The 26,265-nt window shown below is 39.1% G+C and carries 20 protein-coding genes and 3 pseudogenes; 8 read left to right on the forward strand and 15 right to left on the reverse strand.

Annotated elements, in window-relative coordinates:
• Positions 1-51: 51 nt before the first annotated feature.
• The 5 genes from mobA to MKL62_RS04400 are packed head-to-tail and all read right to left on the reverse strand — an operon-like array spanning position 52 to position 7,939.
• The gene (gene mobA / locus MKL62_RS04380; protein WP_005128487.1) at positions 52-681 is read right to left on the reverse strand and encodes a molybdenum cofactor guanylyltransferase; all 630 of its coding nucleotides are present in this window, start codon (positions 679-681) and stop codon (positions 52-54) included.
• Positions 678-3,458, reverse strand: a complete 2,781-nt coding sequence (locus MKL62_RS04385; RefSeq protein WP_005128486.1) for a nitrate reductase — start codon at positions 3,456-3,458, stop codon at positions 678-680. Before MKL62_RS04385 ends, mobA begins: the two co-directional genes overlap by 4 nt.
• Before the next feature lie 18 nt (positions 3,459-3,476).
• A complete protein-coding gene (gene nirD, locus MKL62_RS04390; RefSeq protein ID WP_005128485.1) occupies positions 3,477-5,099 on the reverse strand; it encodes a nitrite reductase small subunit NirD in 1,623 nt (540 codons plus the stop codon).
• A gap of 12 nt (positions 5,100-5,111) precedes the next feature.
• Positions 5,112-7,658: a nitrite reductase large subunit NirB gene (nirB, locus tag MKL62_RS04395; protein WP_005128484.1), complete on the reverse strand. Its 2,547-nt coding sequence runs from the start codon at positions 7,656-7,658 to the stop codon at positions 5,112-5,114.
• 11 nt (positions 7,659-7,669) lie between these two features.
• Positions 7,670-7,939 carry a hypothetical protein gene (locus tag MKL62_RS04400; RefSeq protein WP_005128483.1) on the reverse strand — a complete coding sequence of 90 codons (270 nt, stop codon included), beginning with the start codon at positions 7,937-7,939 and terminating at the stop codon, positions 7,670-7,672.
• 456 nt (positions 7,940-8,395) lie between these two features.
• Between MKL62_RS04400 and MKL62_RS04405 the strand changes: the two genes are divergently transcribed.
• Together MKL62_RS04405 and MKL62_RS04410 are read left to right on the forward strand one after the other, a co-directional pair.
• Positions 8,396-8,986, forward strand: a complete 591-nt coding sequence (locus tag MKL62_RS04405) for an ANTAR domain-containing response regulator (RefSeq protein ID WP_001125253.1) — start codon at positions 8,396-8,398, stop codon at positions 8,984-8,986.
• Positions 8,987-9,997: an ABC transporter substrate-binding protein gene (locus MKL62_RS04410; protein ID WP_005128482.1), complete on the forward strand. Its 1,011-nt coding sequence runs from the start codon at positions 8,987-8,989 to the stop codon at positions 9,995-9,997.
• A 16-nt stretch (positions 9,998-10,013) separates the two neighbouring features.
• Here MKL62_RS04410 and MKL62_RS04415 read toward each other — a convergent pair.
• Positions 10,014-10,114: pseudogene (locus MKL62_RS04415) on the reverse strand (hypothetical protein).
• A gap of 216 nt (positions 10,115-10,330) precedes the next feature.
• Between MKL62_RS04415 and MKL62_RS04420 the strand changes: the two are divergent.
• The 4 genes from MKL62_RS04420 to accC all read left to right on the forward strand — a co-directional run bounded on the left by MKL62_RS04420 (position 10,331) and on the right by accC (position 14,174).
• Positions 10,331-11,659, forward strand: a complete 1,329-nt coding sequence (locus MKL62_RS04420; protein WP_005128481.1) for a Y-family DNA polymerase — start codon at positions 10,331-10,333, stop codon at positions 11,657-11,659.
• Positions 11,660-11,894: 235 nt separating this feature from the next.
• A complete protein-coding gene (gene aroQ / locus MKL62_RS04425) occupies positions 11,895-12,350 on the forward strand; it encodes a type II 3-dehydroquinate dehydratase (RefSeq protein ID WP_000099412.1) in 456 nt (151 codons plus the stop codon).
• Positions 12,351-12,367: 17 nt separating this feature from the next.
• Positions 12,368-12,787: an acetyl-CoA carboxylase biotin carboxyl carrier protein gene (gene accB / locus MKL62_RS04430; RefSeq protein ID WP_000354611.1), complete on the forward strand. Its 420-nt coding sequence runs from the start codon at positions 12,368-12,370 to the stop codon at positions 12,785-12,787.
• A 16-nt stretch (positions 12,788-12,803) separates the two neighbouring features.
• Entirely contained in the window at positions 12,804-14,174 is a 1,371-nt protein-coding gene (accC, locus tag MKL62_RS04435) for an acetyl-CoA carboxylase biotin carboxylase subunit (RefSeq protein ID WP_000939648.1), read from the forward strand.
• A 54-nt stretch (positions 14,175-14,228) separates the two neighbouring features.
• Here the strand turns inward: accC and MKL62_RS04440 are convergent, their stop codons facing one another.
• Both MKL62_RS04440 and MKL62_RS04445 read right to left on the reverse strand, forming a co-directional pair.
• Complete coding sequence (locus MKL62_RS04440; protein ID WP_001238660.1) at positions 14,229-14,732, reverse strand: hypothetical protein; 504 nt, start codon at positions 14,730-14,732, stop codon at positions 14,229-14,231.
• A gap of 147 nt (positions 14,733-14,879) precedes the next feature.
• Positions 14,880-16,043: pseudogene (locus MKL62_RS04445) on the reverse strand (MFS transporter).
• Positions 16,044-16,362: 319 nt separating this feature from the next.
• Between MKL62_RS04445 and MKL62_RS04450 the strand changes: the two are divergent.
• A pseudogene (locus MKL62_RS04450) lies at positions 16,363-16,650 on the forward strand (DUF4113 domain-containing protein); the annotation flags it as partial.
• Positions 16,651-16,688: 38 nt separating this feature from the next.
• Positions 16,689-17,576 (forward strand): DUF6236 family protein, encoded by an 888-nt coding sequence (locus MKL62_RS04455; RefSeq protein ID WP_030423747.1) that lies wholly within the window; start codon positions 16,689-16,691, stop codon positions 17,574-17,576.
• A 337-nt stretch (positions 17,577-17,913) separates the two neighbouring features.
• Here the strand turns inward: MKL62_RS04455 and MKL62_RS04460 are convergent, their stop codons facing one another.
• The 7 genes from MKL62_RS04460 to MKL62_RS04490 form a co-directional block, all read right to left on the reverse strand.
• Positions 17,914-18,459 carry a glycoside hydrolase family 108 protein gene (locus MKL62_RS04460; RefSeq protein WP_030423746.1) on the reverse strand — a complete coding sequence of 182 codons (546 nt, stop codon included), beginning with the start codon at positions 18,457-18,459 and terminating at the stop codon, positions 17,914-17,916.
• Between the two features lie 99 nt (positions 18,460-18,558).
• A complete protein-coding gene (locus MKL62_RS04465) occupies positions 18,559-18,741 on the reverse strand; it encodes a hypothetical protein (protein ID WP_001076396.1) in 183 nt (60 codons plus the stop codon).
• A gap of 363 nt (positions 18,742-19,104) precedes the next feature.
• A complete protein-coding gene (locus tag MKL62_RS04470; protein WP_004841801.1) occupies positions 19,105-19,494 on the reverse strand; it encodes a hypothetical protein in 390 nt (129 codons plus the stop codon).
• A gap of 66 nt (positions 19,495-19,560) precedes the next feature.
• Positions 19,561-22,050, reverse strand: coding sequence for a phage tail protein (locus MKL62_RS04475; RefSeq protein ID WP_188200086.1), 2,490 nt, complete (start codon positions 22,048-22,050; stop codon positions 19,561-19,563).
• Positions 22,051-22,485, reverse strand: a complete 435-nt coding sequence (locus MKL62_RS04480) for a C40 family peptidase (RefSeq protein WP_002126537.1) — start codon at positions 22,483-22,485, stop codon at positions 22,051-22,053.
• A 54-nt stretch (positions 22,486-22,539) separates the two neighbouring features.
• Positions 22,540-23,193 (reverse strand): metallophosphoesterase, encoded by a 654-nt coding sequence (locus MKL62_RS04485; RefSeq protein WP_118971386.1) that lies wholly within the window; start codon positions 23,191-23,193, stop codon positions 22,540-22,542.
• Positions 23,190-26,252 (reverse strand): CotH kinase family protein, encoded by a 3,063-nt coding sequence (locus tag MKL62_RS04490; protein WP_230258704.1) that lies wholly within the window; start codon positions 26,250-26,252, stop codon positions 23,190-23,192. The genes MKL62_RS04485 and MKL62_RS04490 overlap by 4 nt, the downstream gene beginning before the upstream one ends.
• Between the last annotated feature and the right edge of the window lie 13 nt (positions 26,253-26,265).

Consider the following 26,265-nt stretch of genomic DNA (forward strand, 5'->3'; position numbering starts at 1 on the left):
AAAATGATTTCAGATTATCAATGTAAATTTTAAATCGATATGATTGAAGTTCTAATTTGTCGAAAAAATCTCTTTAAATGCTTTAATTTGTTTGTATTGTTGAAGTTCATCTAAAGAATTAATGCTATGGAAAAATAAGTTCTGCTTTTGAAAAATGGCTACTTGTGCATGTAAAAGTTTAAAGCAATTTTTTAAACTCAATTGTTGCTTATCAATTTGCTGCTCTAGAACCTCTAGACTTTCACGTTTTAACAAACAAAATGGGTATAAAGCATCTCCGTTAATTGAAACATAAGCTGCCTGAGCCTGTTTATTTTTGCGAAGTGCGCTGTGTAATTTCGCAACGACTTGCGCAGGTATGTAGGTCACATCACAAGGAATAAACAAAACATAATCTGCTCGTACATGTGACCATGCACTTTTCATCCCCATAAGTGGACCGAAAAAACCGGAAGCATCATCTTGAAAACATTTAATATCGGGCACAATACTTTGATAGATTGAATAGTCTCGATGACTATTTACCCAAATTTCAGACACTGAAGATTTTAGCTTTTGGTGAATCTTAAGAAGTTGCGTATCGCCATCGAATTGCTGCAACAGCTTATTTAAACCATTCATACGGCGGGCTTGTCCACCCGCCAGAATGACCAGATCAGTTATGGGATATCCCTTATTCACACTTCTACCTCTTGCTGGCAAGCTTTAATTAAGCCACGGATTTCAGGTAAACATGATCCACAATTGCCACCAGCTTTTAAACAAGCAGTGACCTGTTTTTCATGGGTAATGTTTTGTGTTTTTATTGCTTCGATAATTTTATTCTTACCTACTTTAAAACAACTACACACCAAAGGCCCATCATTATTGGTAGCCGACATTGGCATACCTGCTAGTAAAGCTTTACGGTGCAAGGCGCTCAAACGTTCTCGTTTAAACAGACTTGCTACCCAGTCACGGTCTGGCAATAAATCTGGCGGTGCAATATATAGACTTGCAATTACAATGCCATCTTTCAAAATAACGCTATGGCTCAGCTGTGAAGAAATATCTTCTATGCTTAACCATTCAAAGGTTTCATCAGCAAATGGCAAAAAGCTTTTCAGATTCTTTTGAGTATCATTAAAAGTTTGGCGGTCTGCAAGTTCATAGCGATTGGTTTTCACCATTTTGACTTTAGTCCACCATGCACAGTGATGTAGCGATTCTTGAATGTGCGACTCGTATCCTTCACGAATATAGAGCACACCTTGCCAAGTGGTATAGAACGGCTGAATGGTTACAGGCGTATGTTTGAACTCGGGCTCACCTGAAATTGCATCAACTTCTGGATTAACGACTTTACCAATACGGGCGTCGGATGCGACCTGTTCAGTCCAGTGAATCGGTGCAAAAATTTGCCCACGACGGACACCTGATGAGAATGTCACGCGTAGTACACAACTGCCCCATTTCGAACGAACTTCTACCAAGCCTTGATCACGCACACCAAACTTCAATGCATCACTCGGATGAATCTCACAGAATGGTTCAGCACGATGACTGGTTAAATTTGGCGACAAACCAGTACGGGTCATGGTATGCCATTGATCACGAATACGCCCCGTGTTCAAAATGAGCGGATAATCTTCTGAAATTGCATGTACCGGATTAATTGCAACAGTAGGAATCAATTTTGCCTTAGCATTTTTGTGACTAAACTGGCCCTTGCCAAACAGTTGTTGAACGGCTTTAGCGTCTTGTTTTTTATCCCATACTGGCCATTGCACTGGTTGCAGAGCGTCGTACTCAGCATTACTTAGGCTCATTAAACCTTTTAAATTGAAATAACGAAACGTATCAGTTTGCTCACGTGTATTGATGTCCGCATTATCTTGTGCTGACAAAGCCGCATGTTCATTAAAAATATCAACAGCACTATTAAAGTCAAAACCTTTAAAGCCTAATTTTTTCGCAACTTGACTCACTGACCACCAATCCGCCTTTGCTTCACCCGGCGCAGGTAAAAAAGCACGTTGACGTGAAATACGACGCTCAGAGTTAGTAACAGTTCCATCTTTTTCACCCCAACCTAAAGCTGGAAGCAAAATATCGGCGTAAGCTGTAGTATCGGTATCGGCACAGATATCTGACACAACGACCAACTCACATTTCTCTAAAGCACGTTTCACCTGATCGGCATCTGGTAAACTTACCACCGGATTGGTTGCCATAATCCAGATGGCTTTAATTTTCCCAGCTTCAACAGCACGGAACAAATCAACAGCTTTTAAGCCAGCTTGAGTTGCAATAAATGGGCTGTCCCAAAAGGTTTGCACTACTTTTTGGTGCAAGGGATTATCTAAATCCATATGGGCAGCCAACATATTAGCTAAGCCACCCACTTCTCGGCCCCCCATAGCATTGGGCTGGCCTGTCATTGAAAATGGTGCAGCGCCGAGCTTACCAATTTTGCCTGTTAGTAAATGGCAATTAATAATACTGTTGGCTTTATTAACGCCCTGACTTGATTGATTCACACCCATTGAAAATAGCGTGATTACCTTTTCAGTCTGCGCAAATTTCTCAAAGAACTGCTGTAATTTGTCTAAAGAAATACCACTGCGTTTGGCAACATAGGCAATATCCGTTTCTTGCTGACTACTTGCCAAAACCTCTTGCAAACCTTCAGTATAGGCATCCACAAAAGCCTGATCGGCATGACCATTTTGATATAAATATTGGAATAGACCGTTGAACAATGCGACATCTTGGCCCGGTAAAATCGGTAAATGTAAATCCGCTTGCTCACAAGTACTGGTAAAACGTGGGTCAATCACCACAACAAACATATCTGGATTGTGGCTTTTAGCCTGCATAATCCGCTGATACAGCACAGGATGGCACCATGCGGTATTGGAACCAACCAAAACCACCATATCTGCATGTTCAAAATCTTCATAACTTGCAGGCACAATATCTTCACCGAAACTACGTTTGTGACCTGCCACTGCAGATGACATGCAAAGGCGTGAGTTGGTATCGATATTTGCAGTGCCCAAATAGCCTTTTACAAACTTGTTCACCACATAATAGTCTTCAGTCAAAAGCTGACCTGAAACATAAAATGCAATGCTGTCACGACCATATTTGTCGATACAAGACTGGAATTTATCGGCAATTTTATTGATTGCTGCACCCCATGTGGTTACAGTCCGAAGTGGCTTACGACCAAACATCGGTTGAAGTAGACGTGTTTCTAACCCCAAAGTATCCGCAAGTCGGCTACCTTTAATGCATAAGCGCCCAAAGTTGGAAGGATGCTCAGCATCCCCCTCAACTTGCACCACAGGTCCTTGAGGTTTTTGTTGAACGTTTACACTAACACCACAACCTACACCGCAATATGGACATGTTGTTTTAGTTGTTTTTGCAACATGGTCGGAGCTATCGATTTCAACGCTTGGAATACTATTCATAACTGCTCCTTTCCCTATTTAGCCTGCATTTTTTAATGCAAAATCTCGACCAAATAGCAGCTTATTTCTAAATGAAGAAACAGGAGTTTGATCTGCAATTAACTCTGCATACCACATGCCATCTTCAGTATCACCGAACAGTACTGCACCGATTACCCGATCGTTTTGAATGATAATGCGTTTATAAATCTGGCGTTTTTCATCGTTCAGGATAATGTCTTCATAATCATCTTTCGGTTCAAAATTGCCCGCCGAGAATACATCGACACCACTGACTTTTAACTGAGTCGGTACGGTCGGTGCTTTAAAAGTTAAGCTGCCGTGCTCTGCTAAATGGGTCGCGCAAATAAAAGCTTGCCCCCATAGTGGCTCAACTAAACCAAAGGTCTGTCCACGATGTTCGATACACTCACCCACCGCATAAATACTTGGGTCAAATGTTTGCATGGTGTCATTCACCAACACCCCTCGATTGCAACGTAGACCAGCACTTTGCGCCAAAGCAATATTCGGACGGATACCTACAGCAAACACCACAAGGTCAGCATCTAACACTGTGCCATCTTTCAAACGGATTTGTTTGACATGACCATTTTCATCACCGATTAACGCTTCGGTATTGGCTTCGGTAATGATTTGAATGCCTTTTTGCTCAATACTATGACGAAGTAATTGACTCGCACGCCCATCAAGTTGGCGTTCCATAATACGGTCCATTAAATGCAATACCGTGACGTTCATACCACGTTGCTTTAAACCATAGGCAGCTTCTAAACCCAGCAAACCGCCGCCAATCACGACTACATTAGTTTTTGAACCACAGTATTCAATCATGGTGTTAACATCATAAATATCGCGGAAAGTTAACACCCCTTTTAGGTCAACACCTTGAACTGGTGGAATAAATGGTGCCGAGCCTGTTGCCAGAATCAAACGGTCATAATCAACTGTCTGGCCTTTTTCGGTGTAAACCACTTTACGCGGACGATCAATTTTTACGGCTTTATCACCAGCAATAAATTTAATGCCTTTATCGTCGTACCACTTCGGTGGATGCAACATAATGTCTTCAATGGTTTTCTCACCCGATAAAACCGGAGACAACATAATACGGTTATAGTTACCCCATGGTTCTTCACCAATCACCGTAACTTCATAACGGTCTGGGGCCATATCAAGCAAATCTTCCAGACAACGCATCCCTGCCAAACCATTCCCGATCAGCACCAGTCTAAGTTTGTCTTGTGATACACCTGTATTGGTAATATAAGTTTTTTGCGGCACCGCATTGACCCAAACACGACCATCAACAATTTTGCTCGGATAAACCGCCAATTTTTGGTCTTTATCTTCTAAACAACGGCCCGTAGCTAAACTGAAATGTTGTTTATAAATTGGTGATGCAACGACGCGTTCGCCTTGTAAATCACCAATAATCCCGCGGCTCATCACATTCGCTTGGCTAAACGGATCTTTATTGCTCAGTACATAAACACGTTTTTCATGCCCCACACGGAAGATTGCAACCGCTTGACCGCCCACTAGCGCTCCTGCACCCGTGTTTGGGGTTAAATCATCGAGGGCACAAACGTCAATCCATTGATCATCAGGAAGCATATTTTTGTCTTGTACAATATTCATATAAGTTCTCCTTTATGCTTCAACCATTGGAATGCGGTCTTCTGAACGTTCAGCTTCAGTTAATGGGCGGATTTGACCACGTTCAGTTGTAAATTGAATGTGCGGATCAGCTTGTTCATTCGCTCCTGCATTGATATAGGTCTGGAAGCGTTTACGAACTTCTGGGTTTTCGACAGCTGTACGCCACTCGTCTTGATATGTACCAATAATGTGTTCCATACGGCGCTCAAGCTCGGCAGCTAAACCAAGAGAATCATCAACGATCACAGATTTAAGGTAGTCTAGACCGCCTTCCATGTTGTCACGCCATACACTGGTACGTTGTAAACGGTCTGCCGTTTGAATGTAGAACATAAAGAAACGGTCGATATAACGAATGAGTGTTTCTTTATCGAGGTCAGATGCGAGTAATTCTGCATGACGTGGTTTCATACCACCGTTACCACATACATAAAGGTTCCAACCCTTTTCAGTGGCAATCACGCCTACATCTTTACCTTGCGCTTCCGCACACTCACGTGTACAGCCAGACACTGCCATTTTCAATTTATGCGGTGAACGCAAACCTTTGTAGCGGTTTTCAAGTTCAATCGCTAAACCAACCGAGTTATCTACCCCGTAACGGCACCAAGTGCTACCCACACAAGATTTCACTGTACGTAACGACTTACCATAGGCATGACCAGACTCGAAGCCCGCAGCATTTAACTCTTCCCAAATAAATGGAAGTTCATGAACTTGCGCACCAAACATATCAACACGTTGACCACCAGTAATTTTGGTGTACAAGTTATATTTCTTCGCAATTTGACCAATCGCAATTAAGCCATCCGGAGTGACTTCCCCGCCTGCCATACGCGGTACAATGGAGTAAGAGCCATCTTTTTGAATGTTACCTAGGTAGTAGTCGTTACTGTCTTGCAGGCCTGCATGACTTGGCTTAAGTACGAAATCATTCCAGCAAGAGGCCAAAATATTTGCTGCCGCCGGTTTACAAATATCACAACCTAAACCATGACCATGTTGATGAATCAAATCATCAAATGTCTTGATTTCATTGACACGAACCAAGTGATACAACTCTTGACGCGAGTACGGGAAGTGTTCGCAAATGTGATTGTTAACAGTCACACCTTGACGTTGTAACTCTGACTTCAATACTTGAGTCACTAATGGTGCACAACCACCACATGCTGTTGCTGCTTTGGTGCATTTCTTTAATGCACCTAAAGAGGTCGAACCATCACTAATTGCTTGGCAGATGTCTGCTTTTGATACGTTGTTACATGAACAAATAGTCGCGCTGTCTGGCAGCAAATCGACTCCGCTGCCACCAGATTTTGCTGCTGATTGCTCAAAACCCGGCATGATTAAACTTTCAGGCACTTCCGGTAAAGCCAGACCATTCAACATCATTTGTAAAAGGTCGTTGTATTCTTTGGCATCACCCACTAAAACCGCGCCAAGCAATTTGGTTTTATCTGCATTTACAACAATCTTTTTATAAACCAGCGCATGCTCATCTGCATAGAAATAGCTTAATGCACCCGGAGTCATGGCATGTGCATCACCTACAGAAGCAACGTCCACACCCATCAACTTCAACTTGGTGCTCATGTCTGCACCAGCGAAGCAATGACACTCTTCATCTAAAATATGTTTTGCTGCAATACGCGCCATGTCATAGCCCGGTGCAACTAGGCCATAAATTTTGTTTTGCCAAAGCGCACATTCACCAATGGCATAAATATTGTTATCTGAAGTTTGGCAGTAATCATTAATGACAATACCGCCACGCTCACCAATCGCGAGACCACTGTTACGTGCAAGTTCATCACGTGGACGGATCCCCGCAGAGAATAAAATGACATCTGCTTCAAGCTCGCTACCATCTGCAAATTTCATTACATGTGTAGTGCTGTTGCCACATTCGATAGATTGTGTCGCTTTTTGTGTATGAACTTTTACACCAAGGTCTTCAATTTTACGGCGTAAAACTTTACCGCCCAAATCATCAATTTGAACTGCCATTAAACGTGGCGCAAACTCAACAACATGTGTTTCTAAATCTAAATCACGTAAAGCTTTTGCAGCCTCAAGTCCAAGTAAACCACCACCAATCACTACACCTGTTTTTGCATTAAGACTCGCTGCACGAATCGCGTCTAAGTCTTCAATCGTACGGTAAACGAAGCAGTTTTCACGGTCATTACCCGGAATTGGTGGAACGAATGCATACGAACCAGTTGCCAACACCAATTTGTCATAGCTAATGACATCACCATGATTGGTTGTGACTGTTTGTGCAGCTGTATCAATTGCAGTTGCTTTTGTATTTAGACGTAAGTCAATGCCATGAGCATCAGCAAAGTCAAAACGCGCCAAAGATAAATCTTTTGCTGATTTCCCAGAGAAATATTCTGTCAAATGTACACGGTCATAGGCGATACGAGGTTCTTCCGCGAGAATCGTGATTTCCAGTTCATCATCTGCTTTTTCTAAAATGGCTTCGATGAATTTGTGGCCCACCATACCATGACCAATCATTACCAATTTCATAGTGTTTCTCCTCAAATCACGTTGCTTTTAAGCTGCGTTATTGCGTTCTCAAATAGACGTTGTTTTTTTGCCTTGCGTTCTACCGAGAAGCGAATCAATCTCACAAAGCATGTAGCTGCTTGGAATCCATTTTTCCCACTCGTTAATGACACCCAATGCACAGCAAAGTCATAAAAAGAAATAAAAAAAGCGAGCCCCCCCATAGAGAAGGCTCGCATCGCTGGAACTGAAAAATTAGATAATTCAGATGTAACTTTTTTATGCAATAAAAATAAAGACATGGCCTTCACTCCGACTGAACGTAAATTCTTTGTGTGCACAGTTGCACTCACAAATTCGATCAGAACGGACATCGTTGGCCGTCTTTAAAACTTATGGTCGTCTTCGACCTGTAATTAAGTAAGCATTTTACATGCCAATTCTTATATAAATTTAATTTATTAATTTTTTATATTTAATTTCAAATAGATATAATTCACCCAGCTATCTTATAAAAATAATGTCTTATTCTATTTGCCCCATCGCTGTACACTTAAATAGTTGAAATAAAAATATGTCTTGCCACAAAATGAATCGTATTTTTGCACCAAGACTGACCACATTCATTGTTTAGCTTGCCGAAATGCCACTTAAACTGAATTTTTTGTTTAGTTTTGGATGGCACTAATCTTGCTTAAAACCTGATAACAAAAAACGCGTCGAATTGGCGCATTTTCTTAGCCTGATTTTCTGAACTTATGCCAAAACTCAAAATAGCTCTTATCGATGATGATCATGCGCGGGCCGACTATATAAAAAATAGTCTGCTTGAAAATGACTTTGAAGTGGTTGCCTGCCTTACTTTGGACCACTTAAATATTTTTCGTCTTGAAGATTTACAAGCCGATGTCATCTTGCTCGATATGGATCATCCCCATCGTGACATTATTGAAAGTTGTGTGAGTAGCTATGACCTACCAACTGTTCTATTCACTAAAAATTCAGATAAAGACACCATCAAACAAGCTATAGATGCAGGCGTAACGGCTTATATTGTAGATGGCATAGACCCCGCCCGCTTACATACCATTTTAGAGATTTCAATTGAGCAATATAAAAAACATAAAAAGCTCGAAGGTGACTTAAAAGAAGCTCAAACCAAACTGGCAGATCGTAAAGATGTTGAAAAGGCCAAAGTGCTACTCATGCAACTGCATGGCTTACCTGAAGATACAGCTTTTCAATTACTCAGAAAAAATGCCATGAGTCACCGTATAACGATTGGAGAAATGGCACGGCGTTTACTTGACGCTCAAAAATTACTAAATGATCAACTAAAGGATGAATAAATGAGCAAATTAGAAAAGACTCAATTGCAACTCGGCTATATTCCTTTACTTGATTGCATCGCTTTACTTTGGGCAAAGCAGCAAGGTTTCTTCGAAGAAGTCGATTTAGATGTTACCTTAGTCAAAGAAGCATCATGGGCAAGTCTACGCGACCGTTTAGCTTTTGGTTTATTAGATGCTGCACATTGTTTATCTGCGATGCTCCCTGCAGCAGCAATGGGTGCAGACCAAATTGGTATTGCACTGCAAACCCCGCTCGTTTTAAGTAAAAACCGTGCTTTTATCAGCTTAAGCCAAAAATTAATTTATCAACTGGCTATTCAAGAAAACGATAATGCACAAACTACCGCCCAAAAAGTTATTCAATACATTGAACAAGATCATACTCTTTCTCTAGCCCATGTATTTAAACATTCAATCCATCATTATTGTTTAAGAGAATGGCTTGCTTTGGCAGACTCTAGAATAGCTCAAACGCTCAAACTCAAAGCACTTCCGCCACCGTATATGGTCGAAGCTTTAGATAACCATGTGATTGATGGTTTTTGTGTGGGAGAGCCTTGGAATACTCAAGGTGAACTTTTAGGTTTAAGTAAAATCGTCTGCTCAAGTCAAGACATTATTCCCAATGTGGCAGATAAAGTTCTCGCAGTAACTCAAGAATGGGCTGAACAACATCCTCACACCTTAGTTGCCCTTACAACGGCAATTATGAAAGCTCAAAAAGAATTGAGTAATTTAAAAGATTTTGCACCTGTCTTAAAGTTATTGGTCGAGTTCGGGATTGTCCGATTTCACTGTTCTGAAGAAGTGCATGTCGATAAATATTATATGATTCAAAATATTGTAAAACACTTGGTTAAAGAAAATGCGACTCCCCAACCTAAAGATTTCCATTGGTTATTTCAGCAAATGCAAAAATGGGAAAAACTTCAATTAGCCCCTGATCAAATCATAGAACTGAGTGCACAATGCATTAATCTCGATTGCTACAATCAAGCCAAACTCTAAAAAATACTTAAGCACATTATAAAAAAAAGCTGTCTTTATTAACAAAGACAGCTTGAAAGACCCATAAGACAAATGCGTTATACGCATTACTACATTTAAAAGACTCAACTCATCCATTAAATATAGCTCTTATGTTTCCGATCATAACCAATTAAAACTTATCATTTTCAGTCATTTCCATATCAATAACTGACATTTCATAGACTTTATCTCCTACCTATAATTTCGACGAACAACCGAAACTCCCCTAGATATCAGTCCGTAATTTTGTTAACTTGATTATGTTACAAATTCAAAATGCAGATTTCAATTAATGAGTAAGGGAATGAAATCATGAAAGATATCTCACACCGTGAAGTTTATGCACTGGTTGATATTAATAATTGCTATGTCAGCTGTGAGCGTCTTTTCAACCCTAAACTCAATGATAAACCTGTAGTTGTTTTATCTAATAACGATGGATGTGTGGTCTCACGTAGTGAAGAGGCAAAACTTTTAGGAATAAAAATGGGAGTACCTTGGTTCCAAATTGAAAAAGATGCTTTACAAGCAGGCGTTCAAGTCTATTCAAGCAACTACACTTTATATGCCGAGATGTCCCGCCGTTTTTTTGCTGTTCTCGGTGAGTTTTTCTCTCCAGATGATTTAGAAGCCTACTCTATAGATGAATGCTTTATTCATCTCACCCCTTACCTCCAATCTATCGATATCTCTGACTACTGCAATAAAGTGAGAAGCACTCTCCTAAAATGGTTAGGCTTACCTTGTTGCATTGGAATTGGATATTCAAAGACACAAGCAAAACTTGCCAATCACTATGCTAAGAAAATTAAAAGTTTTAAAGAAGTATGTAATTTCATCACCTTAGATCCATTAATTATGGAAGACCTCATGCAACAGACATCAGTCAAAGAGGTATGGGGAATCGGCTATCAATTAGTCAAACAGCTACAAAGTTATGAGGTGTACACATGCCTAGACTTAACTTTTGCCAATGAACACCATATGGCAAAGGCATTTTCTGTGGTCATGGCACGCACTATTCGTGAGCTAAAAGGCCAATCCTGTATTCAACTTGATGATCCAGCTATTCCAACGAAACGGATTTTAGCATCACGAAGTTTTGCTCAAGCTTTATCCAGTATTGAGATTATTAAACAAGCACTTATCTTTCACCTTAATCGGGCACATCGCCGTTTAATGAAACAAGAACAACTTTGTGCCTGTGTTCAAGTTATGCTTTATGAAAAAACCGACAAACCACCCTATAAAAAAGCCACATCTCAAGCAATTGGTCTTCATTATGCAACAGATGATTTATGCATACTTACTAAAGCAGCGATGCAGCAAATTGATGTTTTATATAAAGAAAATAAAAGTTACATAAAAATTGGAGTATTATTTTGTGGTCTACACGCACGTCAGCAACATATTGATGATTTATGGCAGCCTCTGGAACTTATTCATCAAAGACAACAATTGATGGAAACTTTAGGTACAGTCCGTAAGCGTTTTGGTAGCCACTATTTACAAGTTGGATATCACTCACGTAATCCATCTTGGCAAATGAAACAATGTCATCGCTCAAAAAATTACCTAACACGCTGGAATGAAATGTTAACGATTGAAGATGCTTATACCCCCGTTACACAAAATACATGAACTGTTTTTGTCAATTCGGTTTAAAATAAGCTCCGTTAAATTACTTGAAATTTTGTCATTTTTTAACATTGCTAATTAGTCGCAAAATTTACAATATATAAGCCGAATTTGGTGTACCCTTTCTGCGACAATTAAAAGAAATTATAAAAAACTTGTAGAAACATATGCCATAATAAGCAAACTTTGCAGACATCTTGCAAAGATTATTTGCAACTTTAGAGCTGGAGCAATCTGAATGAGTTCGACCATTTTGGTAATTCATGGACCGAATTTGAATTTGCTGGGAAAACGCGAACCAGAAGTATATGGTCATCTTACCCTAGACAATATCAACCAACAACTTATTGCTCAAGCTGAACAAGCCTCAATTACACTAGATACTTTTCAAAGCAACTGGGAAGGTGCCATTGTTGACCGTATTCATCAGGCACAAACAGAAGGCGTAAAACTGATTATTATTAACCCTGCTGCCCTCACTCACACTTCAGTTGCTTTACGCGATGCCTTACTTGGCGTTGCCATTCCCTTTATTGAAGTACATTTATCAAATGTTCACGCACGTGAAGCTTTCAGACATCATTCTTATTTATCAGACAAAGCAATTGGCGTGATTTGTGGTCTAGGCGCAAAAGGTTATAGCTTTGCGCTCGATTACGCTATTGAAAAAATTCAACCATCTAACCCAAACTAGTTCAGGAATAGTCGCCCATGGATATCCGCAAAATTAAGAAACTCATCGATTTAATGATTGAGTCTGACTTGCAAGCGATTGAAGTTAAAGAAGGTGATCAATCGATCGCTTTAACTCGTCGCAATCCTGTCGTTGCTGCGGCTGGTGTAGCACTTCCGGCAGCTCCTGTTGCTGAAGCACCTGTTGCAAAAACACCACGTGGAGCAGTCGAAACTTCTCCTATGGTTGGTGTGTTCTATGCTGCTCCAAGCCCAGGCGAAGCACCATTTGTTAAAGTAGGTCAAACAGTATCTGCTGGTGAGACTTTGGGTATTATTGAAGCAATGAAAATCATGAACCCGATTGAAGCAACTCAAAGCGGTGTGATTGAAGAAATTTTAGTGAAAAATGGTGAAGTGATCCAATTCGGTCAACCTTTATTCCGTTATCGCGCGTAATACCCCGGGGACATCTATGTTGCAAAAAGTTTTAATTGCAAACCGTGGTGAAATCGCTTTACGAATTACCCGGGCTTGCAAAACATTAGGAATCAAAACTGTCGGTATCTATTCAGATGCCGATAAAGATTTGATGCATTTACGTTTCGTTGATGAAGCAGTATGTATTGGTCCGGGTGCAAGTAGTGATAGCTATTTAAACATCCCGGCAATTATTACTGCTGCAGAAATTACTGGTGCCGATGCAATTCATCCAGGTTATGGCTTCCTTTCGGAAAATGCCGAGTTTGCTGAAATTGTAGAAAGCTCAGGTTTCACATTTATTGGCCCTCGCCCAGAACATATTCGTTTAATGGGTAACAAGGTTTCTGCAATTGTTGCAATGAAAAAAGCTGGCGTACCTACGGTACCTGGCTGCGACCATGCTGTAACTATCCATAACGCATTAGCTGAAGCGAAAGAAATCGGTTTCCCGCTTATTGTTAAAGCGGCAGCTGGTGGTGGTGGCCGTGGTATGCGTATTGTTGAACGTGTAGACACACTACTTGAGTCAGTTCAAGCGGCTCAACGTGATGCAGAAATGTGGTTCGGCGATGATACCGTGTATATGGAACGCTTCTTACAAAAACCTCGCCATGTCGAAGTTCAAGTTTTGGGTGATGGTAATGGCCACGCGATTCATTTATATGACCGTGACTGTTCATTACAACGTCGTCACCAAAAAGTGTTAGAAGAAGCTCCTGCTCCAAATCTACCGGAACAAGCACGTGCTGATATTTTACAAGCCTGTGTACACGCATGTCAGTTAATGCAATATCGTGGTGCTGGTACGTTTGAATTCTTATTTGAAGATGGTGAATTCTTCTTCATTGAAATGAATACTCGTGTTCAGGTTGAGCACCCTGTAACTGAAATGGTAACTGGGGTTGACATTATTGAACAGCAATTACGTATTGCAGCTGGTTTAGGCTTAGAGCTTCAACAAGAAGATATTGAAGTTCGTGGTCATGCCATTGAATGTCGTATCAATGCCGAAGATCCAACAACATTCTTACCTTCACCAGGTAAAATTGAAAGTTTCTATGCACCAGGTGGTGCGGGTATTCGTTTAGATTCTCATATCTATCCTGGATATAGCATTCCGCCATATTACGATTCAATGATTGCAAAATTGATTGCTCATGGTAAAGATCGTGAAACTTCACTTGCCCGCATGCGTCAAGCGTTAGATGAAATGATTCTTACAGGAATTAAAACCAATATTCCTTTACATAAAGATCTTATTTTGCAGGATAAAAACTTCTGTTCTCAAGCAATGGACATCCATTACCTTGAAAAACACTTGTTAAAGCAAGTGGAAGAAGAAAAGAAAGCTGAAACTGCTTAATCTGCTTCATATAAAAAAGCCTCTTAAATAAGAGGCTTTTTTATATCTACTTGTTTATGGCAACATTCGGCGTAAAGTTGCGAAACATTGCTCACCCTTAGCCGTTGAGCAGAAATTAATAGTATGGTCATTTTTCCATTGCACGAAATATTGAGAAATATCACCTGTCTGATCTTGCTTCTGACCAGAACAATCTACTTTATTATTATCAAACTTAATTTGCATTACTAAAGCCGATAGCTGCTCTTTAGGGTCATCAGATGGCTGATATTCATAAATACCGTATGACCACTCTTCACCACTTTTAATCACCACATCGTTACTACTGCGGAAATTATAATACTCTACACATTTTTTATTATTTGGAATCTCCATTCCCCATAATCCCATAATTTCAGGACGCGTAACAATACGTATAGCATTAGGATTACTTGCAGTGCGAACAGGTTGTGCTGTTGGCTGTTGAGTCGCTGTCTCAGCCATAGCAAAACCAGAACAAGCCAATAATAATCCCATAATATAAATATTTTTCATAGATTTATTAATCATTAAACGCATGGGTTTAAGTTAGCACATTTTTTTAGAAAAACATTGTTTCATAACCATATAAAAACAATATTTTTCAACCGTAACGAACCGATACTTCTCATCAAACAATTTCTATCTTTAACTCGGTATTCCTAACAATTTTTATCACTATTTAATCTAAGAAACTGAATTTTCGATTCGTTTAGGCAACCAATAGACAAAGCACAAACCAAATAGAACCACTAAAGCAGCGATCATAAAAATATGCTCGCCCGTAAGAATTTTCCAGTAATGACCAGCCAAAATGCTCCCAAACGCCACTCCAAGCCCCCACATGGTGCTATAAAAAGCCTGACCTCGACCTTGTTGCCCTATTGAAAATTTTTGAAAGATAAGCCGCATTGCGATGAGATGAAATAAGCCAAAACTAAAAGCGTGTAGGCACTGTGCAAATAACTGACCTATGAAATAGTGAGAGAAAATAGCAACTAATAACCAGCGTATACTTGTCAAAATCAAACATACTGCTACAAGGCTACGCCAAGAAAAATATTTAAAAAACGTAGTTGCATATGCAAACATCACAATTTCAGAAACCACGCCCATAGCCCATAAAAAACCAATTTCCGTTGTACTAAAATTTAACGATTTCAGAAAATTGCTATAGAAGCTATAAAAAGGTGCATGTGAAAAAAGAAGAATAAACTCAATTGTGAAAAAAGCAGCAACTTCAGGACGTTTCAGCACAGGCAATAAAGGTTCTAAATGCTTTTGTGAAGTTGGGGCCCCTTCTGGTTCACGTATCGTAAATGCCCAAATAAATGCTAAGGAGGCAATGATAAGCAATAATATAGGCAACATTGAAATCGGAATGATTTCTAAAATTGCCCCTATTGTAAATACACCTACAATAAACCCAACTGATCCCCATTTTCGAATCTTGCCATAAAGTTTCGCCCTTTGGTCTCCTAACCAAAATAAAGTTACTCCTTCAAATTGAGCTAAAATAGCATTCTGGAAAAAACTAAAAATAAGCATCAATAAAGCAACTGACTGAAAAGTATTAGGAATTATAAAAATAGCCAACTATATACATGCCTCCATCCATGTGGCAATCCGCACTAATAGCATTCTTTTACCGGATTTATCGGCGATCCAGCCCCAAACCAAAGGGGCAAAGAAGCGCGTCACAATAGCAATAGAAGATAAAATACCTATCTCTTGATAATTAAATCCCTGATCTTGGAGATATAAGTTCCAATACGGCATAAATGTGCCAACAATGGAATAATAAAAGAAGTAGAATCCTGACAGTCTAGCTGTAATTGTTAATGGTTGCATTCTGTTGCTTTATCTTGCATTTTCAAATAGTTAATCATAATTAAAGTTGCATCCGCTTGTACCATAATGCTGTATTTTGCAATTCAACAGTCTACAAATCAGTCTACAAATTTAATTTTCAATTAATTTAAAAAAATTTGTAGACTGCATGCTTTTTAAGCAAAACATATCCAACTTTCAAACCTGAGTAATTCTATCATTTTGAATAGTTTATAAATGAATTATTATCGATTCTTAGTTGATAGTTGTTTTTTATTAAGAATGAGTGAAGAACTTATGAAAGATTGGGTCTACTTCTATATCGAGCATACAATTAAATATGGTAAGCCGTATCTATAAAGAAGGAATCAAATATAAGAAGTGCGGCGTAGTGCTGACATGTTTAGAGCCGAAGTTTGGCCATACTTACGACTTATTAACTGACTTTGAGCACATAGAGAAAAAAGAATCTTTAATGCTGGCTATGGATGGTATCCATAGTAAGTTTGGAAAGAAAAAAATCGGGGTCGGACCATGTTTCGTACCCAATAGAAATTGGTCAATGAGTAGAGATAAATTGAGTAGAAATCCGTTTAGGTGGGACGAGCTGTTGACTATTAAGTTTTAAAAAGTAAAATCGATGTAAATATCTAATACTGTTATCAAATGACAAATATAATTCAATTTAGAAGAAAAAAAGTTTATCGAGGTATTGTTGCCCCTAGTGGTATTATGGCTATTAAGGGAAATAATTTGTTTTTAGAACGAACATATATACCAGAAGATATTTTTTATTATGTAATGTATTGGGATAAAATAGCTATTCCTACAAGTTCAATAATTCATATGGGATTACCTTTAGAAAAAGAATTAAAATCGTTAGGTATATTGGAAAGGCCGAGTTTACCAGCTACAGGAACAGTAGAGGCTGCTAGGCATGTTCACTGGACATTTGGTGAAGTTGCTAAACAAAAATTAAAGGATGATAATTTTGATTGGATTATCCACCATATGTCTGGCGATCCTATTTATCTTCCTGAACATTCTACAAAAAAAGATACACTACGACTCAAAATTACCAATGCATTACCGATCCCATCCTCTGATGGGAAATTTTCTTTAGATGATTTATTAGAGTTTAAAAATAGAAGAGCTTCCGAACTTGAAGGTTTACATACTACAATGGATAAGCTATTAAAAAAGCTTAATCATGAAGAATTAGATGTAATCAGAAAAACTGAATTAAAAAGATTTGAAAATGCAATTTTGGAGTTAGATAGAACAGTATTTGAGCGTTTTAAAATAATGAAAAAAAGTGATTTTGAAGTTAATATTGACTTAACTGGAGATGCTATTCAAGCACTTATTTTAAATACCCCTGCACTTATACATGATATAAAATCAAATGGTATACCGCTTGCAACTATTGCTACTTCTATACTTTCCATGTTTTCACTTTCTAAAAAGTATGGAGTTACGCTAAATCAGTATAATCATGGTGATTTTAATTTAGAATATATTTCTAGTGCACGTTCAGAAAATATAATATTCTAAATTCCAACCTCATTTGAAAATCCATAAAAATTAAGCCCTCATTAGAGGGCTTTTACACAAATGCCTACATTCACATTGTTATTGATCGTATGAGCTGTGCATCCTGAAAGCAGAAAGCAAAGTATTACTAAAAGTTTCATGTTACTCATCGTTAAAGTAATTAAATAGTTCGGACTTGAATACATTGTTAATATCAAATGCCAGTTAGGGTTTCCCGTTTAAAAGCATGAATAGGCTAACTGGCAACCAACTATTACTTTATAGATCTGCTTAATGACCTGCTTCTTGTTGTGATCATTTTTACAAACGTCATTACTCCATGGGGCAGGTCGCCCATTTAGATCACCACGCGATTAGCAATCCAGCCATAGAAAAACTGTTCTTGCTTTGGATTACGCTCACAGATTTCAATGTAGCGTTGCCCTTGCAAAATATTGAGCACTCGCACCAGTACTTTCTCGCCTTCTTTCCCGCGTTTGGCCAGATAGTTTTTTAGAGCACCTAAAGTGTTAGAACCGTAAACGCCATCAACCTTCAAGTCTGCATACCCAGCTTTACCTTGATTGTTAAGCAAGTTCAAAGCACGCTGTAAAAGTGGTTTTGCAAAGTTGATACCGCAATTCACACCAGTGTCTAGAAGCTCTTCAGCTACGGCAGAAGAAACAGCATTCACCTGGTCAAATCGCGGAGCTGTCCAGTACTGTTTCTTATAAATCGCTTTGGCCACATCTATAGGCAGATCACGCATATTGCCCTTAAAGCCGTTTGCACGGGCAACCGCTTCGGTAATACCGTATTTTGTTGCCCCTCCTCGATCGGCTGGGTTATTTACATATCCGCCTTCACGTTTAATCAGATCTTCAAGATATTGATCAATATTCATTTCAGTTTCCTTTAGGCAATAAAAAAGCGCCTTTAGGCGCACAGTAAATAAAAAGCCGACCTCAAATAAGTCGGCTTCATAAGTTTAGTTTCATAGCTTTTAAAATATATATTTAAAAAAAGTCGTAATAGCAGTTATTGCACCAGCAACGCTACCAATTACTAGGGATATAGCTTTACCCCAAGCCATGATTACAGCAGCTCTACCTGCATCTTTCTCACTCATTTTCCCCTCTATACTTATACCGGGTTTGGTGCTAACATTTTCCTCAGATTGATTCATTAATAGTTAACCCTCCTTAACTGTTAACCAAAACCCTAGTGTTGGCGCACTGGGGTTTTTGCTTTTTTGGAATAAAGTACATTTCTTACTTCCCATAGAATTAATAGACGAACTTTACCCCCATCCGTTTTTTAATATCAGGCGGAAGGACTTCCGCTGACTTTGTTAAAAAATTGTTTCTGTTAATTGACTCACGCTTCATACACGTTTTCCTACCCGTAAAAAAAGAATTACCACCCGAAGGTGGTCGTTTCATAATATTGGTTGTCAATAATTTTTCGTAGTAGTCAGCGACATGCAGTGTCAACAGGTAATTTCTCTCTTATACTTGATACTTCTAAACAAAACCGCCCGAAGGCGGCATTAACTGTTTTCAATGTCTTTTCTGGCTTTTTTAAACTCTTTGATCACTTCAACGATCGTTTTCCCTTCCTGTTTGTTAATGAAGTTAAAGATCCAGCGGACTAAAGCCCAACCGGGTAAACCACAAACAAAGAAGAATCCACCAAGTGCAATCATCCCCCATACATCAGTAACCCATTCATGAAGCCCCCACTTCACAATAATGAATGAGCCGCCAGCAAGACTTGATACAACAGTACAGATCAAGCCTACGCCCCACTCTTGTGGTGAGCGTGGCATACGAGTCATTAATACAACTGCTGCAACCAAACCGACTGCTAAAGTCACCATGATTGCAATCCCATATAATTTTAAAAGTGCTGTAAAACCGCTAGTGGAAACTGGCTCCATAAATTTCTCCAGATATTTTTAGGCAATAAAAAAGCACCCAGTTGGGTGCTAACGTATTAATTTAAATTAAGCTTCAGAAGTACTTTGAGTAATCTGATTTGAATAGTTCCAGACAGTATCTTTCCATACATCGCGTGCAGCGACACGAATATAGTATGGCGTTGTTGGTTGTAGCCCTCCTATCGTTTTTGTAATCTCAGAGCCTGACCATGTAGGAGGCATTGTTGTTGGGTCAAAGTGAGGATTATTGCTAAGCCAAATTGCATAATCTTTAAGATCTGAAGCCTCACTAGGGATCCAGCTCACTGTTATAGAATTCGTCGAAGCTGATGTATATATGTTAGATAACACTGGAGGGACAGGATTGCTAATGCTTAATTCAGCGAAGGCACTAAGTTGGTCACCATTTTTACTCGCAACACGGATTGTGTAAGAACGGCCCAAACCATCTTGCTTAGCTTCTTCAATTGAATAACTATAATCTGAATTTGTCGTATCAACTTCACGCAACATTACGCCATTCGACCAGATCTGAACACGATAACCTGTAACGCCACTTGAAGTTTGCCATTGTACTTTGAATGTTGTCCCGACAAATGGAGATTGCAAGGAAAGGCCCTTAATACCCGATGGTTTCCCTCCATTTAACGTGTAACTGTAAGCTGTTACTTCATCAAGAGTTTGCTCTTTACGTTCAAGTCCATTAAAGCTAGTGAATTTCAAGAAGATCTGTTTACCTACAAGGTTTTCATTGAAACTATACTTGAATATTGCTTTATCTAAGCGCACAAATGGCTCACCAGCATTGTGAATTTGTGCATCATCAAAACGTCCACGTAAAACATCACTTAATGTATAGAGACCTAATCCATTTAATGTGGCCACTTGATAGTTAAAGTATTCATCACCTAGCTTACATAGTGTCTGATCTGCATGTGCATCTTCCAGAGTACCGCTAAAAATCTGGCTGGCAGTATTAAGTTCTACTTGCATAGATGTAGCACTAGCATCAATGGCATCCACAAGGAGACCATAACGCGCAGAGCCATAGATGGTGCCAATCATTTCATAAGTGGTATTGTCAAGACTTGCCCACACATTACAGCCACCCCAGTTAATGCCGCCCGACACCGCCGCCCATACTTGAACTTTACCATCTGAAAGATCTAAAGGAGGTTCAAAAATAATAGGTGCATTAACATTACCCGGTTCTTCATTCCCCCCTTGATAGCCATTGGATGCTTGAAGATCATATTCAATTGCTGATCTTGAACCAACTGCCAGCTCTTCTGCAGTCACAGTCAAACGACCCTCTTGGTCTTCCTCAATTCGAGTAATACGTACAGGAAAGCGGTATAAACCCAAAGCGCTATCAGTCAATGTAACTATATCCATTGGTTCTAGTCGACAAAACTTCCACCCCAGATCAAATTCATATTCATTTCGCACATACAACAAGCGTTGCAGTCGTAATTGTGCTGCATGACGGGCGATTTTTGGGTCGCAAAAAAAGTGGTTTTCTACAGGATCTTCTGTACGTAGACCAAACATTTCAATATTTGCTTGATCCTTTGCTTCTACAGTTTCTGTATTGTATTGATTAAAACGGTTGATATATTCAATCTGCACATGATTATAAGCATCTGTGTCACGGCTGCGGCGTACACGTACTGGCTCGTCATCGCCAATAAAGTCATCATCGGTTAAGTGATAAACTGGTGTGAGATCAGGTATAAACGTAACGCCGTTACCCGTAATTGCAGAGTCCCCGAAAGAACGGATCTTTAAGCCATCTGGGCTTGGTACTACAGCACAATTTACTGCCTCAACAATCTCATTGATAGTTTCATAGGCTGGTCGTTGTTCTGTGAAAGCTGGGCTAATTAAAAGATTGGCAGCTCGGCAATAAGTTCTAAATTCATCAAGATCTGCAATTTTAAGATTTGGGGCCGCACCATGACGTGGATGTGTGATGAAATCTTCAATAACATCTGCCGGATTAGCGTCATCTATCGTGTCAGATAATGTAATCGTACTGATCACTTCAAAATTATGGTTTGAAAGACTTGCGCTATTCCCCATCTCATAATTAGCACATGCTACATATCCCAAATAAGGATAGTTAATTGCCTGTTCTGGATGCTTTGATAGTAACCATCCCCACGGTGGATTATTATTTCCATCGAACAATTCAAAATTTAATTGATCAATAGGATCTAAAGTAATAGCACCTTCCTGCTTAGGGACATACTGTTCTTTATCAACCCAAATCAGGCCAATCTTCTTAATTTGGTTTTCACATAAACCAAGCATAAGAGACGCGCTATAACTAAAGGTAGTATTGCTGGTTTTAGTACCACCACCCTTACCTCCAGACTTTTGAACCGTTGTATGAGGTGTTGCTTTAAAATCCCCATACCAAAACATATTAGCCGCTACCCGTGTTTTACCGTACACCAATGGCTGGCAAAGACCATATGCTGACTGTTGGATCCGCATAGAGTTAATTCGGGTATCCGTTGTACTAATTGTAGTACTACCAAATAATCCACCCATTTATTTAAGCCTCTTCATACGAAAAAACCCGGCAATTCGCCGGGCTAAACTTCCTTTTGTTCCATCTTGTATAATCACTCCCTGATGGAGATAACTGTGAATGACCTGCGGCCATTCAATAACAATTGCACCATGACTGATACACTTGCCAAATTGATATAGAACAATATCACCCGGTTGTGGTGGCCCTTCTACTGGATCACATACGCCCAAAATCAATTCTAAATAACGTTGTCCCATCTGGTGCAAATGCCAATCAGGCGGATATGGCCGTGGATCTAAATGGTCCATCAATCCGACTTTTTCATAGACCTCACAAATCAAAGTGCCGCAGTCAACTCCCACACCTTTCACACGACCTTGATGATGGTAAGGAGTACCCAACCAAGTTAGGGCCTCTTGTACTGCTTCTAAATTTTTAGCTTTCTTCGCCATAGAATTTGGTCCATACAAAAAAGCCTTGGAAAATTCCAAGGCTTTCATTAGTTTTTAGACTTCAATAATAGTTAGGTTCCCCGTCCTATAAGCCCCTGTATCTATAAAGTGACAGTTATGCTTAATGACAGGGTAGTCAACAATCGTATGCCCCAGATAAATACGGTCAATATTTTTAACTTTACGGTAAATTCCAGTTTGATCGTTAAATCGATTTCTTGACCACAAGGCAAGATTCATAGCTAAAAGAACATCATCTATATCTTGATTATTAAACGATTTTTTAAACTCAAGCCAATCGTTTTGCTCAACATTTGCATGAACAAATCCAATAAGCTCTCCTTTATGTTCAATTTCAAGATAGAGCGGAAGCTCTTTTAGTTGCTCAATTATCTTTAGTTGATCACTTTTAGATAATTTATAAAACCACTCACCACCGTTACGCTCATCTTTGTGTATATTGCGAATCTTATGATTCAGCATCCCATCAATACACATTTGTTCGTGATTTCCACGAACAGCTTTGAACCAAGGCTTGTTGAGTAGTTTTATACACTCAAGGCTCTTTTTACCCCGATCAACCAAGTCACCTACCGAAATCAAAAGATCATTTTTAAAATCGAAACCTATGTCGACAAGATGTTGACATAGGTTATCGTAACTACCGTGCAAGTCGCCCACTACAAAGATACGTTCATACTTCTTCATACGATTAATCTCAAAGCCCCTTCATCAAGATTGACTTGCTCACCTGAATTGTTCACGTGTGTTACAGTAACTACACCTGCACTTTTACATTCAGCAGTCATTTGTGTACCCTTTAAGTCAAACTGAAAATCAACTAAATATTGAGTACCAAGAGTCGCCGTTGAAAGATTTAATGTTGTTGATTGACTTGCACCAGCTGCCAATGTTGGCGGGTTCCAAAGTTTTTGAGCTAAAACTCCTTGATCTAAATATCCATATTTTGCATCAAGATATTTAATTCGTTCTTTTAGCCAAGCCATAATTTGACAAATCCCTCCGAGATCCTTCGATGGAATATCGGGCCAACGCTGTTGCTCTTGCTTAAAGAGATTGAGACTGAATTTTGATTCAATATCACGCTCAATTCGATAAACAGTATTAAGGTTAAAAATTCCTTTATTTCTTAATTCAGCATATCGTTTAATAACATCATTAAGAATAATTGGCTTAACAATAGGAATGATATTGTTAGCGTCCCAATTCCAATTTGATGCATATTCAACCCCAATACCTGCCCAATGAAGCCCGAAAGTCGTATCAAGGTCATAAGGCATCCAACAATATTGAGTACCATCCCAAGTTGTCAAAATTGAATTCTTATCAAGCAAATCTGCTGCAGCAGTAAACTCAACAAGCAAATACCAATCAACAACATTTGTACGATCATAATATTTGTCGAATTGAGCAGTTCGTTCAGCTATTGGCAAACGGTGAAAATCCCAAAGCGCCTGCATGGAAGCTTTTACAGTAGCGTCACTAATCGGTCCGCCTTCTTCATAACCGTTTAGTTTAGGGTTTCTAAGGCCTAGTTTTTCGTAAGGCGGTGTAGATGCTGTGAAATCAATACCCCCTCCCAGCAACTCAAATTGAACATGCTTTTTATTGCTTTTGTCCAAATTGTAATTGTCTCGTTTTTTGCCAATATTTAATGTACCAATCCCATAAAAAACTCCATTTAAACGAACCACAGCAGGATAACCATCAACATGACCGATAGCACCAGTATCAAGTGAATTCACACCCAACTGGTTGAGGTACGCGCGATCTACCTCACGCTTTGGAAAACCTTTTCTTGATTGAACCATTTCCTCCCATAGTCTATTACAAAGAATGTTCCGGCTATGTGTTGCATCAATCCAGTTTGCTTTCCAAACAAGTTCCTGTTGAGGAATCAAATCTCCTAATTTTATTGAACGCTCAGTAGTAAAACTTTCATCCGTAAAAAAACCAAAACTAAAGTTCTTTTTCGGATACACAGCAGAACTACTCCCCTGTACCGCATATTGGGCATAACTTTCATTAACAACCCCGTCGACATTTAGCTTCAATCTACAATTAATCGAACCCTCAGCTTTACTCTCAGGCGGAAAGACTTTGTCTGCAAAAATGTCTATTTGAATTACGCTTGTAGGTTTTGGGAAAGTAAATAGCGTGTTCTGAACAACGTCTGTATTAAGCGCTTTTACCTTTGAACTAAACCGGTTAGTGCGATTCTTAATAACATATGGGTTAGATAGTTCTTTTAAATTAGGAATGTCACGGTGAATACTTGTAATAGTGATATATCCCTCATGATCACAAGTATAGTTTATCTTTGCGGATTTAATGCCTTGCGAACCAAAATCTGGAATTGAATGAACGCATCTGATGAAATTCCCGTTGTAGTCATACAAGTTAAGTACGCTCATTACTCCGGCAGGTTCATCCGTATCAACTACAGCTTCAAAAGTATCGCCATGTTTTACTGCAATCTTTCCCGTACTTTTATATGCAGACCAATACTCTGGAGAAACATTTTGATTGAATTCAATTCCAGCTGCTGTGTAACCAGTACCTGGTGCGAGAAAAGGGATTTTCTCTTCAATTTTTTCTGCAGCCAACCTAGATAAATTATCATTCCGCACAAAAACATTCTCTTGGGGTCTGCTCCATGATAAATTTTGATCAGTGCCCGCAGGGATTAAGTCTGCTTTCAACTTCAGTCCGCTTATGTATGCACGGTTTGCTGGATTAATTGAACAAAAGACAATAAAACAGCGCTTTGTCGCGGTATAAGAGTATTCAAATGGATATGAGTCACCCGGCTGTTCAGTATTTTTGAAAGATTCTAGAAAGTTCAAATCCTTGTCAAAAATTACCATGGCGGGAATATTGCTGTCTGGATTAAGAACTGTTGCCTTAATCTGATCCCCTACTTCCAACGGTATTAAACCTGTATTTCTGTAGGCATTTGTATAAATATCACCGCCCCCATTTAAGTCATGGGTACCGTTATCATAGTAACGACCAAGTTCATTGAACTCAAAAGTTATTGTTTTCCCTTCACTCACCATTTTGGCATTTGCATATCGTAAGTTAGCAATCATCCGAACGATATATCTATCGAAGTATGAACTACGATCTAAAACTGTAAGCTGGTAATGATTGCCTGTCACAGTTGCAAAACGTGTTGGATAAAGTGACCCTGCATAGTGAATTGTTGTTGCTACACAATAACAATTAAATGGAGCTGTATAGCGGTATTGAACTTCTTCGACCTCTTCAGGGCCTGTGTTCGGTATAGATAAATCGGCAACTAATTTAAGATCCATGTCAAAAACTAGTAATGAGGCGACATCAGAAAAATTATTGCGATTCTGTTGTAAGATCGATGCACTGATTGTAGCGCCTTGATCAAGATAAATAAGCCCTGTATTTACATAGTTAACGGTATGAATGTCAAAGTTTTTGCTTCTATCAGATTCACCCGTTTTAAAGTAGCGTCCAACAACATTAAATGGATAAGTATTTTGTCGATCAAAATAAACACTTGTAAGAGCTTTTAGTGCATTAATTTCATTTAATAGATCTTTTGAAACAGAATTATATTTCTTATCAAAATTACTTTTTTGCTCCAAAGTCTCAATGTACTCAATCAAGCGTTTTAAAGCATCTTTAAAGCCAGCTTCAGTAACACTAGGGTCTATGAATTCAGCAACGGTAGGGATTGTTGGAAATACAACATTAGATAAATCATTCATACTCTTTTTTCCA

It is taken from the genome of Acinetobacter sp. AOR01_HL, assembly GCF_027855455.1.
GTDB classification, from domain to species: Bacteria; Pseudomonadota; Gammaproteobacteria; order Pseudomonadales; family Moraxellaceae; genus Acinetobacter; species Acinetobacter baumannii.

Excerpts from the sequence above, each read along its gene's own strand:
- MKL62_RS04465 (WP_001076396.1), bottom strand. The coding sequence starts at position 18,741 with ATGAATCAATCTGAGGAAAATGTTAGCACCAAACCCGGTATAAGTATA.
- nirD (WP_005128485.1), bottom strand. The coding sequence starts at position 5,099 with ATGAATATTGTACAAGACAAAAATATGCTTCCTGATGATCAATGGATT.
- aroQ (WP_000099412.1), top strand. The coding sequence starts at position 11,895 with ATGAGTTCGACCATTTTGGTAATTCATGGACCGAATTTGAATTTGCTG.
- MKL62_RS04475 (WP_188200086.1), bottom strand. The coding sequence starts at position 22,050 with ATGGGTGGATTATTTGGTAGTACTACAATTAGTACAACGGATACCCGA.
- nirB (WP_005128484.1), bottom strand. The coding sequence starts at position 7,658 with ATGAAATTGGTAATGATTGGTCATGGTATGGTGGGCCACAAATTCATC.
- MKL62_RS04405 (WP_001125253.1), top strand. The coding sequence starts at position 8,396 with ATGCCAAAACTCAAAATAGCTCTTATCGATGATGATCATGCGCGGGCC.
- MKL62_RS04470 (WP_004841801.1), bottom strand. The coding sequence starts at position 19,494 with ATGGAGCCAGTTTCCACTAGCGGTTTTACAGCACTTTTAAAATTATAT.
- MKL62_RS04460 (WP_030423746.1), bottom strand. The coding sequence starts at position 18,459 with ATGAATATTGATCAATATCTTGAAGATCTGATTAAACGTGAAGGCGGA.
- MKL62_RS04440 (WP_001238660.1), bottom strand. The coding sequence starts at position 14,732 with ATGCGTTTAATGATTAATAAATCTATGAAAAATATTTATATTATGGGA.
- MKL62_RS04420 (WP_005128481.1), top strand. The coding sequence starts at position 10,331 with ATGAAAGATATCTCACACCGTGAAGTTTATGCACTGGTTGATATTAAT.
- MKL62_RS04400 (WP_005128483.1), bottom strand. The coding sequence starts at position 7,939 with ATGTCTTTATTTTTATTGCATAAAAAAGTTACATCTGAATTATCTAAT.
- MKL62_RS04485 (WP_118971386.1), bottom strand. The coding sequence starts at position 23,193 with ATGAAGAAGTATGAACGTATCTTTGTAGTGGGCGACTTGCACGGTAGT.
- accC (WP_000939648.1), top strand. The coding sequence starts at position 12,804 with ATGTTGCAAAAAGTTTTAATTGCAAACCGTGGTGAAATCGCTTTACGA.
- accB (WP_000354611.1), top strand. The coding sequence starts at position 12,368 with ATGGATATCCGCAAAATTAAGAAACTCATCGATTTAATGATTGAGTCT.
- MKL62_RS04410 (WP_005128482.1), top strand. The coding sequence starts at position 8,987 with ATGAGCAAATTAGAAAAGACTCAATTGCAACTCGGCTATATTCCTTTA.
- MKL62_RS04455 (WP_030423747.1), top strand. The coding sequence starts at position 16,689 with ATGACAAATATAATTCAATTTAGAAGAAAAAAAGTTTATCGAGGTATT.
- MKL62_RS04385 (WP_005128486.1), bottom strand. The coding sequence starts at position 3,458 with ATGAATAGTATTCCAAGCGTTGAAATCGATAGCTCCGACCATGTTGCA.
- MKL62_RS04480 (WP_002126537.1), bottom strand. The coding sequence starts at position 22,485 with ATGGCGAAGAAAGCTAAAAATTTAGAAGCAGTACAAGAGGCCCTAACT.
- MKL62_RS04490 (WP_230258704.1), bottom strand. The coding sequence starts at position 26,252 with ATGAATGATTTATCTAATGTTGTATTTCCAACAATCCCTACCGTTGCT.